This is a genomic window from Stappia sp. BW2 (assembly GCF_008107695.1).
Lineage (GTDB): Bacteria > Pseudomonadota > Alphaproteobacteria > Rhizobiales > Stappiaceae > Roseibium.
Genome location: NZ_VIRG01000053.1, coordinates 139,163 through 154,016, shown reverse-complemented (window position 1 = coordinate 154,016; position 14,854 = coordinate 139,163). Strand labels below are relative to the sequence as shown.

At 59.1% G+C, this 14,854-nt stretch carries 10 protein-coding genes; 6 read left to right on the top strand and 4 right to left on the bottom strand.

Annotation, left to right across the window (positions count from 1 at the left end; genetic code table 11):
• The first annotated feature begins 117 nt into the window (after nt 1–117).
• The 6 genes from FMN63_RS05020 to FMN63_RS04995 all read left to right on the top strand — a co-directional run bounded on the left by FMN63_RS05020 (nt 118) and on the right by FMN63_RS04995 (nt 8,997).
• A complete protein-coding gene (locus tag FMN63_RS05020) occupies nt 118–1,359 on the top strand; it encodes a carbohydrate ABC transporter permease (RefSeq protein ID WP_148582858.1) in 1,242 nt (413 codons plus the stop codon).
• On the top strand, nt 1,359–2,507 hold the full coding sequence (locus FMN63_RS05015; RefSeq protein WP_148582857.1) for a carbohydrate ABC transporter permease: 1,149 nt from the start codon (nt 1,359–1,361) through the stop codon (nt 2,505–2,507). Before FMN63_RS05020 ends, FMN63_RS05015 begins: the two co-directional genes overlap by 1 nt.
• A gap of 33 nt (nt 2,508–2,540) precedes the next feature.
• Entirely contained in the window at nt 2,541–3,632 is a 1,092-nt protein-coding gene (locus FMN63_RS05010; protein WP_148582856.1) for an ABC transporter ATP-binding protein, read from the top strand.
• Nucleotides 3,633–4,252: 620 nt separating this feature from the next.
• Nucleotides 4,253–5,059 (top strand): DeoR/GlpR family DNA-binding transcription regulator, encoded by an 807-nt coding sequence (locus FMN63_RS05005; protein ID WP_148582855.1) that lies wholly within the window; start codon nt 4,253–4,255, stop codon nt 5,057–5,059.
• Between the two features lie 364 nt (nt 5,060–5,423).
• The gene (locus FMN63_RS05000; protein ID WP_148582854.1) at nt 5,424–6,359 is read left to right on the top strand and encodes a sugar kinase; all 936 of its coding nucleotides are present in this window, start codon (nt 5,424–5,426) and stop codon (nt 6,357–6,359) included.
• A gap of 205 nt (nt 6,360–6,564) precedes the next feature.
• Nucleotides 6,565–8,997, top strand: a complete 2,433-nt coding sequence (locus tag FMN63_RS04995) for a methyl-accepting chemotaxis protein (protein ID WP_148582853.1) — start codon at nt 6,565–6,567, stop codon at nt 8,995–8,997.
• A gap of 138 nt (nt 8,998–9,135) precedes the next feature.
• Here the strand turns inward: FMN63_RS04995 and iolB are convergent, their stop codons facing one another.
• The 4 genes from iolB to FMN63_RS04975 all read right to left on the bottom strand — a co-directional run bounded on the left by iolB (nt 9,136) and on the right by FMN63_RS04975 (nt 14,829).
• On the bottom strand, nt 9,136–9,939 hold the full coding sequence (iolB, locus tag FMN63_RS04990; RefSeq protein ID WP_148582852.1) for a 5-deoxy-glucuronate isomerase: 804 nt from the start codon (nt 9,937–9,939) through the stop codon (nt 9,136–9,138).
• Nucleotides 9,936–10,832: a myo-inosose-2 dehydratase gene (gene iolE, locus FMN63_RS04985; RefSeq protein ID WP_148582851.1), complete on the bottom strand. Its 897-nt coding sequence runs from the start codon at nt 10,830–10,832 to the stop codon at nt 9,936–9,938. Before iolE ends, iolB begins: the two co-directional genes overlap by 4 nt.
• Nucleotides 10,833–11,032: 200 nt before the next feature.
• Entirely contained in the window at nt 11,033–12,874 is a 1,842-nt protein-coding gene (gene iolD, locus FMN63_RS04980) for a 3D-(3,5/4)-trihydroxycyclohexane-1,2-dione acylhydrolase (decyclizing) (protein WP_148582850.1), read from the bottom strand.
• Entirely contained in the window at nt 12,871–14,829 is a 1,959-nt protein-coding gene (locus FMN63_RS04975) for a bifunctional 5-dehydro-2-deoxygluconokinase/5-dehydro-2-deoxyphosphogluconate aldolase (RefSeq protein WP_148582849.1), read from the bottom strand. Before FMN63_RS04975 ends, iolD begins: the two co-directional genes overlap by 4 nt.
• Nucleotides 14,830–14,854 lie beyond the last annotated feature (25 nt).

The window sequence follows — 14,854 nt, the reverse complement described above, 5'->3', positions numbered from 1 at the left end:
GAGACTGGCCGTTTTTCTGACGGATGGGCGAAACGGTCAAGAAACACAGTTCCTAAACGCAGGAGGCCCCCGGTCTTCCGGGTGCCACCCCATAATCAATAATGGGAGGGAACGGCCATGCTATCGGATAATCCGGCACTGTTAGGGCTCACAACCATCGTCATTGGCGTTGGCGCCTGCCTTGCCTATTTCTTCTTCTCGAATGTCTTCATCGACAAGGTTCTGTTTCCGGCCCGTGGCCCCAATGCTGGCAGGAACATCAACCGGGCCAACATGATCCGGCCGTGGCTGTTTCTGTTTCCGGCCTTGTTCGCGCTGACGCTATACCTTGCCTATCCGGTGTTCGAGACCTTGCGTCTGTCGCTGACGGACCGTTCGCAAGGGGGCGCTTTCGTCGGACTTGCCAACTATCGTCAGATGATGAACGAGGCGAAGTTCTGGGAAGCGGTGCGCAACAACATGCTGTGGCTCATCGTGGTCCCTGCCGCCTCCACAGCCTTCGGTCTGCTGGTTGCCCAGCTTACGGACCGGATCAGATGGGGCAATTTCGCCAAGTCTCTGATCTTCATGCCGATGGCGATCTCCTTCGTTGGTGCGTCGGTCATCTTCAAGCTGATCTATGACACACGCGCAGCCGATCAAAACCAGATCGGTGTTCTGAACGCGATCTGGCTGAAGTTCGACGGCGGCATCGGTTCCATTGTCTTTCTCCAGCTCCTGCCAACCCTTCTTCTGCTGGCTTTCGCCCTGGTCGTCGCCTATGTGGCCTGGACCTTTGTGCGCGGGATCGTTGCCCAGGGCCAGGACAAGTCGGTCTGGCTTCTGCCGCTGCGCCTTCTGATCGCGGTCGCCGGGGTCTGGCTGATCTGGATTTCGCTGAATTCCGCGCTCAGCCTCTGGATTACGGATGTGCCATACGGCGAACCGCAAACCTGGCTGACACTGCCGCTGTGGAACAACTTCTTCCTGATGGTGGTTCTGATCTGGATCCAGACCGGCTTTGCCATGGTGATCCTGTCGGCGGCCCTGCGCGGCATTCCGGAGGAAACCGTGGAAGCCGCCATTGTTGATGGTGCCAACCCGTTCCAGATCTTCTTCAAGATCAAGGTGCCGCAGATCATGGGGACCATCGTGGTGGTGTGGACCACGATCACGCTGACCGTGCTCAAGGTGTTCGACATCGTCTTCGCCATGACCAACGGTCAGTGGGAGACCCAGGTTCTGGCCAACTACATGTACGACAAGCTTTTCCGCGCCAATGACTGGGGCGTGGGGTCGGCAAGTGCCATCATCATCATGCTGCTCGTCACACCGATCCTCGTGTGGAACGTCTACAACGCCCGGAAGGAGATGAAGTGATGGCCAGCATCGCTGGGAAAAAATCCGGCCTGACCTGGGCCGTTCATATCTCCGTCGCCGCCTTGGTGCTGTTGTGGCTGTTTCCCACCGTCGGGCTGTTCGTTTCGTCGTTCCGAACCGCCGACCAGATTTCCAGTTCCGGCTGGTGGGCAGCACTGTTCCCGTCCGAGCAGAACGAAGTCTACAGGACGTCGGATCCGGACGAGACCCGCGTGGCGGACGGTGATCAGTTCATCGTCACGGGAAACATCTTCGAGGGTGAGCCGCGCGACATCCGGTCGTGGGGCGTGTCCTCACGCGATGTCTCAGCCTATCAAACCGGCGAAACGGCGGATATGGGCGACGGCGAAAGCCTGACGTTGCAGGCTGACGGGTCCTATGTCTGGAAGGGCAACGACAAGCAGATTTCCGGCCGCGGCCAGCGTGTCTTCGTGACAGCGACCGTGCCGCCGGAATTCACCTGGCAGAATTATGCCACCATCCTGTTTTCCGGAACCGGACAGGACAATATGGGCAAGGCGTTCTTCAACACGCTGACAGTCACCATACCGGCGACGATCATCCCGATCGTCATTGCGGCGTTCGCAGCCTATGCCCTTGCCTGGATGGAATTTCCCGGCCGGGCCCTTTTGATCGCCGCTGTTGTGGCGTTGCTCGTCGTGCCGCTGCAACTGGCGCTTATTCCGCTGCTGCGGCTCCACCTGGCGGTCGGCATCGGCAAGGGCTACATGGGGGTCTGGCTGGCCCATACGGCCTTCGGCATGCCGCTCGCCGTCTATCTGCTCAGGAACTACATGGTCGGGCTGCCACGGGACATCATCGAGAATGCCAAGGTGGACGGGGCGACGGATTTCCAGATCTTCACCCGCATCATCCTGCCGCTCAGTTTTCCGGCGCTGGCCTCTTTCGCCATCTTCCAGTTCCTGTGGACCTGGAACGACCTTCTGGTGGCCAAGGTGTTCCTGATCGATGCCACGGGCTCGACCACGGTCATGACCAACCAGATCGTGGAACTTTTGGGAACGCGTGGCGGCAATTGGGAAATTCTCGCGACCGCTGCCTTTGTGTCCATCGCCGTGCCGCTTTTCGTGTTCTTCGCGATGCAGCGCTACCTCGTGCGCGGCCTGTTGGCCGGATCGGTGAAATAACATGAACAAAATCAACAATCGGGAGCAGCCGGCATGACATCGTTGTCCTTGAAGAATGTCAGCAAGTCCTATGGATCTGTCGAAGTTCTGCGCGACATCAACATGGATATCAACGAAGGCGAGCTGATCGTTTTCGTCGGTCCATCGGGGTGCGGAAAGTCGACATTGCTGCGGATGATCGCAGGCCTGGAAAAAATCACCGGCGGCGAACTGGAAATCGATGGCGTCGTCGTCAACGACGTGCCGCCGGCACAGCGCGGAATTGCCATGGTGTTCCAGTCCTATGCGCTTTATCCGCATATGACGGTCTACGACAACATGGCCTTCGCCCTGAAGCTGGCCGGCAAGTCGCGTGATGAAATCGACAAGGCGGTGCGGGCGGCGGCGGACAGGCTGCAGCTGACGGCTTATCTCGACCGCCTGCCGAAAGCGCTTTCCGGCGGTCAGCGACAGCGCGTTGCCATTGGCCGCTCAATCGTGCGGGACCCCAAGGTGTTCCTGTTCGACGAACCGCTGTCGAACCTCGATGCCGCCCTGCGCGTTGCGACAAGGATCGAGATCGCGCAGTTGAAGGAGAGCATGCCGGAAAGCACCATGATCTACGTTACCCACGATCAGGTGGAGGCGATGACGCTGGCAACGCGCATCGTCGTGCTTCATGGCGGCAACATCGAACAATTCGGCGCGCCACTGGATCTTTACGAACGCCCCGCCAACACGTTTGTTGCCCAGTTCATCGGCTCGCCCGCCATGAACCTGCTTGATGCCAAGGTGGCGGCAACCGGCGCCCAAACGTCCCTGGTCATGTCCGATGACGGTCATGCGGACGTGCCGATTGCCTCGCTGGACAGCGACAAGGGCGCGGCGGTGAAGCTTGGTGTTCGGCCGGAAGACCTGACAGTGACGGACAGCGACGATTTCCTGATCTCCGCCGAGGTCGAAATCGTCGAAGCGCTCGGAGAGACGACGGTGCTTTACTTCCGCCCGAAAGACGGTGCATCGGCCCTGATCGCCAAGCTGCCGGGGATCCACAAGATCGCAAGGGGCACGTCCATCCGTCTGACGGCTGCGCCGGAAAAACTGCATCTGTTCGACAGCGAGGGACAGTCGTTTCTCTATAGATGATTGACCCTGCAGAGTGGGGAGAGGCGTCCGGCGAGACTGCTGCCCCCACCCCTTGTACTTCTCCTCCCAAGAGGGGAGGGAGATCCGGTCAAGTTTGTGAGCGCATTGGCATTGCCTTACATGAGCGGTGGCCAGCTGTCCGGCCCCGGATCTATCAGTCAATGCTGGTGTCAGACGCACGTCACTAATGAAATGACGTGCCATTTGATTGCCTGTTAGCTGCAGACACAGATTTTCTTTTTCATTTCATGCTCTTGCGAGTGTCGAGCAAGCCCTTTCGCCTGAGCCGTCTTATGATTTGTCCGGCGGTATCTTTGCTGAGCCCTATGGGTTTCAGGTCATGGCCGGATGACCGGTTTACTGAAGTTCCGGACGGCTGGCAGCAATCCTCCCTGCAACTACGTTCCAAGATCCAAAGATATTGTGGCCTATCTCGATTGCGAGGCGTCGCTGGTGTTCCCGTGGCCCGCTCGATCCCCTATTGTCACATCATTTTCATATGAGCGTCGAATAAGGTTCATATGAAAATGTTTTAAGGGGCTTCGAAGTCAGGCTTTTTCGAGTCAACATGTTGCCTTTGGAGCGGCTGGCCTCCCGTGCCTGCGGGAGGAAAGGGGACGATGGCGGATCAGAAGAATATGCTTGGGCAAATAGATATTTCAAAGCGTCAGGCCGAAATAGCGGATCTGGTACAAAAGGCGGGATTTGCATCCGTCGAGGAACTGGCAGACCGGTTCGAGGTGACCACACAGACGATCCGCCGGGACGTCAACGGTCTTTGCGAACTTGGAATTCTGCGCCGAACCCACGGCGGTGTTGAACCGCCCGCACCCGCTTCCAACATCCATTATTCCACGCGGCAGATTCTGAACCTTCCGGAAAAGCAGCGCATAGCGGACCTGGTCTCAAGGCACGTGGGCAATAACCAGTCGCTTGCCTTTTCCATCGGCACTACGCCGGAAATCGTCATGCAGGCCCTTGTCGGGCATGAAAAGCTGGCGGTCTTTACCAACAATCTGAACGTTGCCTTCACCGCGTCGATCAATCCGTCCTTTCAGGTGACGATAACGGGTGGCCGTTTGCGCCACGGCGACCGCGATGTGCTTGGGTCTGCGGCGCAGGCCTTCTTTTCCAACTACAAGGTTGATATCGGCATTTTCGGCGTTGCCGGTGTGGATGAAGACGGCACGCTGCTGGACTTTCATGAGGACGAAGTAGCCGCGCGCCAGTCCATTCTCGCCAATTGCCGCAGATCCTATCTGGTGCTGGACCACAGCAAGTTCGGCCGGAACGCCCATGTGCGCGGCGGCCATCTCAGTGATGTCGATGCGGTCTTTACCGATTGCCCGGTGCCGGACGCCTTTCTGGCGTCGCTGCAAGGCACAAACACGGACGTGTTCGTGGCCGCCGATGAGGATCTGGCGTGATTTTCAGCCCACAAGCTTGAACCTTCCAGGCTTCAGGCGTGTATTCGTCCGGGGCCGGCAAGCCGAATGCTCTGGAGTGGATTTGACGCAACCTGAGCCTCCTGGCGTCGATAGTCCTTCTTTTCGAAGGGCAGTTTGTCCAGAGCTTCATGCGTGGCGCTATCAAATAAATTTAATTTGGGAAACGGCGGAAAGCAGGGGATGGACGACCTTTGCCTTGACGGCCAAACCGCTTTGGCTCAAGCCGTTGGCCGTTGGGCACTTTTTCTGGCAGGGGCTTTTATGCTAATGCATTTAAATCCCGGATTTCTGCGGGATTTTCATCTTTAGTTTTTTTGATTCCCGAAGCCTCAGGAGCCCTGCCGTGTCACTCAAATTCCTTGCCATTGGCGAATGTATGGTCGAGATGGCACCAACGGGCGAGGGCACATATGCCATGGGGTTTGCCGGCGATACGCTGAATACCGCCTGGTACGCGCGCAAATGCCTGCCCGCCGACTGGACAGTCGGGTATTACACAGCCGTTGGCCGCGATCAGGTGTCGGAAGACATGCTGTCTTTCCTGAAGGGCTCGGATCTGGAGACGTCCACCATCCAGAAGCGGGACGACCGGACTGTCGGTCTCTACATGATCCAGTTGAAGGATGGTGAACGCAGCTTTGCGTATTGGCGTTCCCAATCCGCCGCGCGCTTGCTGGCGGCCGACCAGGACGTGTTGGCGTCGGCGCTCAAAGGGGCGGGGCTGATCTATTTCAGCGGCATTACCCTTGCCATCCTTCCGCCGGACGACCGTAAAGCATTCCTGGACGGACTGAGAGCTGCCCGCAAGGCTGGGGCCAAAACGGCATTCGACCCGAACCTGCGCCCGCGACTTTGGGAAGATGCGGACACGATGCGGGCAAGCGTTACGGAAGCCGCCGGCTGCTGCGATTTCCTGATGCCCTCTTTCGAGGACGAACTGGCTCATTTTGGAGATGCGACCCCGGATGACAGCGCGAACCGCTATCTTGCCGCCGGAGCCGGGATGGTGGTGGTCAAGAACGGCCCTGAACAGGTGGTCTGTGCGGGCGCAGGGTCGCGGCAGGCTTTCCAGCCGGCGCCGGTATCCAAAATTGTCGACACGACGGCTGCCGGAGACAGTTTCAATGCGGCCTTTCTGGCGAAATATCTCTCCGGGGGGGATGTCGCGGAAAGCGTTGATGCGGGCGCAAATCTCGCCGGTAACGTTATTCAGCACCGTGGTGCTCTGGTCGCCTGTCTCGAGCCTGCCTTAAGGGGAGAAACGGTGATTCGCCTGTAGGCAATTCCCTGAAAGTATAAAATATCAATATGAAATAAAATCATTGCGAATATTGACAGTGTTTTTTTATTTTTTCTTTGATTTCTTATTGTTCTATTTGTCCGGAAAGCTCTTCGTGCAGAAAAGTTAGGAATTTGTTCTCTCCTGATTCCTACCCTACGTCCGATTTTGGATGTTGGCGTATTGGCCATCAGAGGGGGGACGAATGTTCTCAGGTTTGCGTTTGTCGAAAAAGATCCCGGCGCTGGTATTGGGCGCCGCTGCGGTGGTCGGCATTGGTATTGGTGTTTCCAGTTACGTCACGTCTGCAGCAAGCGTGAACCAGATGACGAGAGAACGCCTCATGGCGGCCGCCAAGATCTCGAAGCAGGAAACACTCGATTATCTGGAGGTGATCGAGCGGGATCTTGCCATTGTTGCAGAGCATCCGGGAACCGCCGCTGCCGTCCAGGAATTTGCGTCCGCCTGGAAAAACTGGGAACAGTCCGGTGGTGACCCCGGTCAGGCATTGCAGAAGGCCTATATTGCCGACAATCCGAACCCGAATGGTGAAAAGCAGCTGCTCGACAAGGGTGCCTCCGGCTCCGACTACGACGAGGTGCATGCCAAATACCACCCATGGTTCCGTCAGCTTCAAGAGGACAACGAATACTACGACGTCTTTCTGTTCGATACCGAGGGTAACCTGGTCTATTCGGTGTTCAAGGAAGCGGACTTCGCGACCAACTTCAGTACCGGCGGGGGCAAGTGGGCCGAAACCGACCTCGGTGAAGTCTATCGCAACGCGATGAGCATCACGGAGCACGGGAAGGTCGCTTTCGAGGATTTCGCACCTTACAAGCCCAGTTCTGATGCTCCGGCCAGTTTCATCGCGCATCCGGTTCGCATTGCCGATGAAACGGTTGGCGTGCTTGCGTATCAAATGCCTGTTGGAAAAATCGATGAGCTTATGAGCCATAACCTTGGCCTCGGCAAGACAGGGGAACTTGTCTTGATCGGCGAAGACCGGTTGATGCGTAACAATTCCGAGCTCACGTCCGAACAGAACGACATTCTTGTCACCAAGGTCGACAATTCCATTATCGATGAAGCCTTCGCGTCCGGGGAAGCCTTCGGGATCAGTTCGTTTTTCAGCGAAGAGCCCATGGAAGTCGACGCAATCAGATTTGCGTTTCATGGCCAGAACTTCGTGATCATCGCCATGCAGACTTACGAAGAAGCGATTGCACCAGTTACAACAATGCGGAACCGCATGCTGTTAACAGGACTTGCTCTGCTTGTTGTGGCTGGCGCAGTCGGTTTCTTCGCGGCTCGCACGATCACGACCCCCATCGGCAAGGTTGTTGCCGCAATGAATGCGCTTGCCGGAGGCGATACACGTGTGGAGACCGATGACGCCAAGCGTGGCGACGAGATCGGAGACATGTTCAAGGCCGTCTCGGTGTTCAAGGAAAACGCCATTCAACGGCGTCATCTTGAAGAACAGGCCCGAAACGAGCGCGACAAAGAACGCCAGCGTCAGGCCTTTCTGGAAGGGGTGATCAATGACTTCAAGTCGATCATGTCCAGCCGTCTGACAACCGTATCCGAGCAGATGGAACGCATGCGCGGCGCCGCCACCACGCTGGAAGATCTCGCGATCAACGCCAAGTCGGAGTCTGACCACGCAGGGCAGGCCTCTGTCAGCGCGTCGGAAAACGTTGCTGCTGTTGCAGCCGCCACGGAAGAAATGACAGCCACCGTTCAGGAAATCGCCAACCAGACCGAAGCCACGACCCGTATCGTTCTGGAAACCGTGAAAGCGGCGGAAGATACGAACCGGAACGTCGAGACGCTGTCGGAAGCTGCCGAACATATCGGCAGTGTGGTCAATCTCATTCGCGACATTGCGGAACAGACCAACCTCCTGGCGCTGAACGCCACCATCGAGGCGGCCCGTGCAGGTGAAGCCGGGCGCGGGTTTGCGGTCGTGGCATCGGAAGTCAAGCAGCTCGCGGAACAGACATCCAAGGCAACGGACGAAATTTCCGGTCGGATTTCGGGTATTCAGAACTCGGTTCGCGATGCGGCCGGGGCTATCGAACATATCACCGAGAAAGTATCCGACATCAAGAACCTGACCAGCTCCGTGGCCGGGGCTATCGAGGAACAGCGGGCGGCAAACCAGGAAATCGCACGCTCGGCGCGATCTGCCAGCGACAGCACCGGCAACGCCGCCAACAGCATGTCTTCCGTTTCCGGCGCAGTTGAACAGACTTCGGCGGAAGCCGGGTCTGTCAGCACGGCGTCTGATCTGGTTTCGGAGGCGAGTTCCAGCCTGGCGCAGGAGGTCGAGAAATTTCTTTCGGACGTCACCAAGGATGTCGAGGACCGCAGGCGTGCAGTCCGCAAGGCGATTTCGGAAGATGTCAGACTTACCTTCTCGAACGGCCGCAAGCGCACCGCCCAGCTGGTCGATGTCAGCATCACGGGTGCGCAGATCCTGGATCTCAAGGACATGCCGAATGGCGAGCATCTGACGCTGGAGTTCCTGGATGGCACCGTGCTGAATGCGAAAGTCGTACGCCAGACCGAAGCAGGGTGCGGCGTCGAGTTCGCCGAGCAGCTACAGGAAAGCCACATTCTGATTGCCGCGTAAGAACGCAGGCAAGAGAAATGAAAAAGGGCGCCCGTTGGCGCCCTTTTTGCTGTCTTCACGCTGAGCAATTCTCGTCCTGAGGAGGGTCAAAGGCTCGTCTCGAAGGATGGCCGCTTGCTCAGTCCCTGCTACTTGAACCTATCCAGCGTCCCGCTGGGCGATCCAGTCGTGGTCCGGATGGTTCTGGAACCGCCACTTGCGCAAGGGGCCGGCCATGACGTTCAGATAATACATCTCGTAGCCATAGGGCGCGCCGCAGGGGTGGTGGCCCTTGGGAACAAGCACCACGTCGCCATCTGAAACAGCCATCGTCTCGTCCAGCTCGCCGTCTTCGGTGAAGACGCGCTGGAAGCCGAAACCCTGTTTCGGGTTGAGGCGGTGGTAATAGGTCTCTTCCAGATAGGTCATATCCGGAAAATTGTCTTCGTCGTGCCGGTGCGGGGGATAGGACGACCAGTTGCCCTGGGGCGTATAGACTTCCGTCACCAGCAGGCTGTCGGCGATATCGCTTTCTTCCATCGCGATCGGATGGATGTAGCGGGTGTTGGCACCCTTGCCGCGTTCCACCTGGCCGATATCGGTAATGACGCGGGCCTTGTAATTGCCCTTGCCGGGTGCGGTGCAGACCGCCAGAACACAGTCCGTGGTGGCTTTCGCAGACCATTTGCTGCCGTTGGGCACATAGACGCAATGCGGTTTCTTGCGCTCGAACACGCTCATCCGGTCGCCCAGTTCACCAAAGTCTTCATCGCCGGCGGAAATCGAAGCCTTGCCTTCCACTAGGACGAGGATGACTTCCTTGTCGCCGGTATCTTCAGATGCCGATTGACCCGCTTCCAGATGATAGAGACCAAAGCCGACATAGCCCCATCTGGCGCTTTCCGGCGTGATGTCGTGCACCTTGCCGGAGGTGCCGGACGGCTTGACGAGAAGATGGCTCATGTCAAATCCACTTCCTTTGAGAGTTGCTTGAGGGTCTTGAGGCCGAGGCTTTGATACTGGAACGGGTTGCGGACGTCCGGGTCCTGTTCCGCCTCGATCACGATCCAGCCTTCATAGCCGGTGTCTTTCAGGATCTTGAGAAGCGGCTTGAAATCAACGCCGCCTTCCTCGTCGCCCGGCACGGTGAAGACACCTGCGCGCACGCCGTCCATGAAGGACTTCTTGGTCTCGCGGATTTCCTTCATCACGACCGGACGCACGTTCTTTGCATGGAAATGCTTCACGCGGGCGGCGTGTTTTTCCAGCACCGGGGCCGGATCCTTGCCGTTGCTGCCGAAATAGCAGTGGCCGGCATCGAACAGCAGTTTGGTTGCCGCGCCGGTGGCGTCCATGAAGGCGTCGATTTCTTCCGGCGTCTCGACAACGGTGCCCATGTGGTGGTGGTAGACAAGATCGATGCCCTGGCTTGCGCAGAAGGCCGCGAGTTCCTCGATCTTGGCGCCGAAGGCTTTCATTTCGTCAGCAGTCAGCACCGGGCTGGTGTTGATGTCTGTCTGGGAGCCCTGAATGGTGTTGGAGGTCTCGCAGGTGATGCAGACCTTGCAGCCATTGTGTTTCAGCTTGTCGAGATGAGGCTGGATCGCCTTCTTTTCTTCTTCGACCGACTGGACCAGCAGGTTGAGCGAATACCAGCCGGAAATGAACCTGAGGCCATAGCTGCCGAGAAGCTGTTTCAGCTCTTCCGGGTCGTTCGGCCAGCGGTGGCCGTTCTCGATACCGTCGAAGCCGATTTCTGAGGCTTGAGACAGGATCTGCTCAGTCGGAATATGCGCGCCAAGGGTTTGGTCGTCATCATTGGCCCAGGCAATCGGGTTGGTGCCGTAAAGGATCATGGCTGTTGTCCTGTAACGCGTCGGAGCGTTGGGTTCGATATCTGTGTTTTTCCGACCCCATCCTGAGGAAGCGCTTCAGCGCTGTCTCGAAGGTTGGGCCGTTTGTTCGGTATTTGCCCCCATCCTTCGAGACGGACCGGATGGTCCTCCTCAGGAGGAGGCCATAAGGAGAGGATGTCGGTGTGCTGCGATGCCTCTCCCTAATCGACAAGGTTCTGGTGTTTCAGCTCCGCGACATAGCCTTCACGGGCCTGCCGGACTTCGGCGCGCTGCGACACTTCGGGAACGGCAACATCCCACCAATGGCCACCGCCGTTTTCACCCGGTCCGTGCATCGGGTCCGTGTCGATGACGATCACCGTCGGAATGGCCCGGTCCTTTGAGGCGAGGATCTGCGCTTCCAGGTCGGCAATGTCCTTTGCCTTTACCGCGTGGGCTCCCATCGCGGCCGCGTGGGCGACGAAGTCGATGTCAGGCTGGGCTTCGACGTTGCAGTACTGATAGAGGTTGTTGAACTGGTTGCCACCGGTGCCCATCTGCAGCCGGTTGATGCAGCCGTAGCCGCGATTGTCCGTCAGGACCACGGTGAACGGCACCCGCCGCATGACGGCGGTTGCCAGCTCCGAATTGGCCATCATATAGGAACCGTCGCCGAGGAAGCAGATGACATCCCGCTCCGGCTGGGCCAGCTTGACGCCCATGGCGCCTGCAATCTCGTAGCCCATGCAGGAATAGCCGTATTCCATGTGATAGCCGCCCTGCGGCGCCTGCCAGAGGAGCTTCAGCGCACCGGGCATGGTGCCGGCAGCGCACATGGCGATGGTCTTTTCCGAAGAGGTCCGCTGAACCGCGCCGATTACCTCCGCATCCAGCGGCAGGTAGTCTGCGGGCACGTTGGTGCGGGCGCTGCAATGGGCGTCGACCCTGGACAGCCAGTCGAGACGGGACTGCGGATCGAAGGCAGACTTCTTCTCGTCGCCGAGCGCGGCGGAGATCTTCTCCAGGGCCACTTTGGCATCGCCGACGAGACCCATGGCGCCGTGCTTCAGCGCGTCGTAGCTTTGAACGTTGATCGACACCAGCTTGCGGCCGGGCTCCTTGAAGAGAGCCCAGGAGCCGGTGGTGAAATCCTGAAAACGGGTGCCGACGCCGATGACGAGATCGGCGCTTTCTGCAATCTCGTTGGCACAGGCCGAGCCATCGACACCGGCGGTGCCGAAGTTCATCGGGTGAGACTGGGCCAGTGCCGATTTGCCGGCCTGGGTCTCGATCACCGGAATGCCGTGTTTCGTCGCAAACTCGCCAAGAGTCTGTTCGGCCTGCGAATAGATGACGCCGCCGCCGCAGACGAGAACCGGTTTTTTCGCTGCCTTGATGAGTGCCGTGACATCGGCAATATCCCGGCTGTCCGGTTCCGGCCTGCGAATGCGCCAGACCTTGGGTTCGAAGAAGCTTGCCGGATAGTCGAACGCCTCGGCCTGGGTGTCCTGGCAGAAGGCGAGGGTCACCGGGCCGCAGTTGGCCGGGTCGGTCATCACGCGAAAAGCCCGCGGCAGTGCCGTCAGCAGATGTTCGGGGCGGCTGATCCGGTCGAAATAACGTGAGACGGGACGGAAGCAATCATTGGCCGAAACCGTACCGTCGTCGAAGTCCTCTACCTGCTGCAGCACCGGGTCCGGTGCGCGATTGGCGAAGACATCCCCAGGGATCAACAGCACCGGCAGGCGGTTTACATGGGCAAGGGCGGCGGCGGTCACCATGTTGGTGGCGCCAGGGCCGATGGAAGAGGTCACCGCCATCGCCCGGGTGCGTTTTCTGGCCTTGGCATAGGCAATGGCGGTATGTGCCATTGTCTGTTCATTCTGGCCGCGCCAGGTCGGCAAGGCGTTGCCGGCCTGCTCCAGCGCTTCGCCCATGCCGGCAACATTGCCGTGGCCGAAGATCGCCCAGACGCCATCAATGAAACGCTCGCCGTCTTCGGTCATTTGCGCCGAAAGATAACGGACCATCGCCTGTGCGGCTGTCAGACGGATCGTACTCATGCGGAAATTCCTTGGGGTTCGTTTTCGTTCGCCTTGTTTCCGGCTTCTGCGCGGGCGGTATCCCAGATGTGGCACAGGCGGTTGAAGCGGCTCACCATGTCGGCGATGGCAGCTTCGTCTGTCAATTCACCCGCCAGCCATTTCCGGGCGGCATCCGCGAAAATCGTACGGCCGACGGCAAAACCCTTGACCAACGGGAAGCGGGCCGCCTCGGCAAAGCTGGCGGCCAGCTCATCTTCCGGCGCATCGAGACCAAGCACCACGATGCCGCGGGTGTGAGGATCGTTTTCGGTAATCGCCGCACAGGCTTTCGCCCAGGCTTCTGCTGAGGTCATCGGTTCCAGTTTCCACCAGTCCGGATAAATGCCGATCTCATAGAAGCGGCGGATGATAGCGGCTGTCGTGTCCGCATCCACAGGGCCGACCTTGGACGGGATGACTTCCAGCAGCATTTCCAGCCGGTTGCGGCGGCAGGCCGCAAAAAGCCGTTTCAGGATGCCTTCCTGCTCGGCTTTCATCGCGTCCGTGTCATAGGGATGATAGAAGCAGAGCACCTTGACCACATGCTCTGCCGGCCATTCGGCCAGGCCGCCGAAATCCGGACCGATTTCCGGTTCCAGGGTCAGTGGCCGGGAGGCAGGCCACTCCACCGGATGACCGATCCAAAGTCCGGTTCCGGCGGCCCGATAAAGCGCCTCGCGGCCATGCCGGCTGTCGCACAGGATGCCATAGCCAGGCTGACCGTCCGCAACCGCAAGGGCCGCGTCGAGGCAGAGTTTCTTGAACGATCCGATCCGCTCGTGATCGGCATTGGCCGCATCGGCCATCTGTTCCAGCTGGATGCGGTGGTCGAAGGCAAAGACACGCATGGTCGACCAGTCGCCGCCGTGCAGCCGGTGCCGGTTGGTGGACCAGTGGATCTGCTCCAGGTCCGGGTCCTTGCGCAAGGCCTTGTCCTTCACACCCCGTTTCAGGAAGAACTGCAGTTCCTCCCAGCTTGGGTAGGCGGGCGTGCAGCCGTGCCGGGACACCGCGAAGGCACCGCAGGCATTGGCATAGGTCAGGGCCGTGACCCAGTCTTCGCCGGTGATCCAGCCTTTCAGCAGGCCGGACATGAAGCCGTCGCCGGCGCCAAGAACATTGAACACCTCAATCGGGAAACCCGGGCCGGATATGCCGTCGTCGAGGCTGTCGGGAACGGCGCCTTCAAAGGCGGTCGCGCCCATCGGCCCGCGCTTGCAGACCAACGTCGCACCGGAGACCTTGCGCACGTTGCGAAGTGCCTCGAGCGTATCTGTGGTGCCTCCGGCGATGTGGAATTCTTCTTCCGTGCCGACGATCAGGTCGAACAGATGCAAGGTCGATTGCAGTTTTTCCGTGACCTTGTCGGACGCGATGAAGCGGTTCTCGCCGTCGCCGTGTCCGGACAGCCCCCACAGATTGGGGCGGTAGTCGATGTCGAGCGCGGTGCGGCTGCCGCTTTCACGCGCAAGCCTCAGGGCTTTCAGAACGGCGGCTTCCGTCTGCGGGTGGCTGAGGTGCGTGCCGGTGGCGACAACGGCCTTGGCCGACGCAATGAAGGCGGGATCGATGTCGTCTTCAACCAGCGCCATGTCGGCACAGTTCTCGCGGTAGAAGATCAGCGGGAACTGCTCCTGATCACGGATGCCGAGCAGGACGAGGGCGGTCAGCCGCTCCTTGTCGGTAATCACTCCCTGTGTGTCGACGTCGTGCCGTTCCAGTTCCTCGCGGATGAAACGGCCCATGTGCTCGTCACCGACGCGGGTGATCAGCGCCGACTGCAGGCCGAGCCGCGCGGTGCCGCAGGCCATGTTGGTGGGCGAGCCGCCGATATATTTGTTGAAGGACGCCATATCCTCCAGACGCCCGCCCGCCTGGGCTCCGTAAAGGTCGACCGACGAGCGGCCTATCGTGATGACATCGAGTTTCTTCACGTGCACATTCCGTTTCTCATTCAGC

What these genes read in the sequence shown, in the direction of transcription:
- FMN63_RS05020 (WP_148582858.1), top strand. Translation starts at nt 118, where the DNA reads ATGCTATCGGATAATCCGGCACTGTTAGGGCTCACAACCATCGTCATT.
- FMN63_RS05015 (WP_148582857.1), top strand. Translation starts at nt 1,359, where the DNA reads ATGGCCAGCATCGCTGGGAAAAAATCCGGCCTGACCTGGGCCGTTCAT.
- FMN63_RS05010 (WP_148582856.1), top strand. Translation starts at nt 2,541, where the DNA reads ATGACATCGTTGTCCTTGAAGAATGTCAGCAAGTCCTATGGATCTGTC.
- FMN63_RS05005 (WP_148582855.1), top strand. Translation starts at nt 4,253, where the DNA reads ATGGCGGATCAGAAGAATATGCTTGGGCAAATAGATATTTCAAAGCGT.
- FMN63_RS04995 (WP_148582853.1), top strand. Translation starts at nt 6,565, where the DNA reads ATGTTCTCAGGTTTGCGTTTGTCGAAAAAGATCCCGGCGCTGGTATTG.
- iolB (WP_148582852.1), bottom strand. Translation starts at nt 9,939, where the DNA reads ATGAGCCATCTTCTCGTCAAGCCGTCCGGCACCTCCGGCAAGGTGCAC.
- iolE (WP_148582851.1), bottom strand. Translation starts at nt 10,832, where the DNA reads ATGATCCTTTACGGCACCAACCCGATTGCCTGGGCCAATGATGACGAC.
- iolD (WP_148582850.1), bottom strand. Translation starts at nt 12,874, where the DNA reads ATGAGTACGATCCGTCTGACAGCCGCACAGGCGATGGTCCGTTATCTT.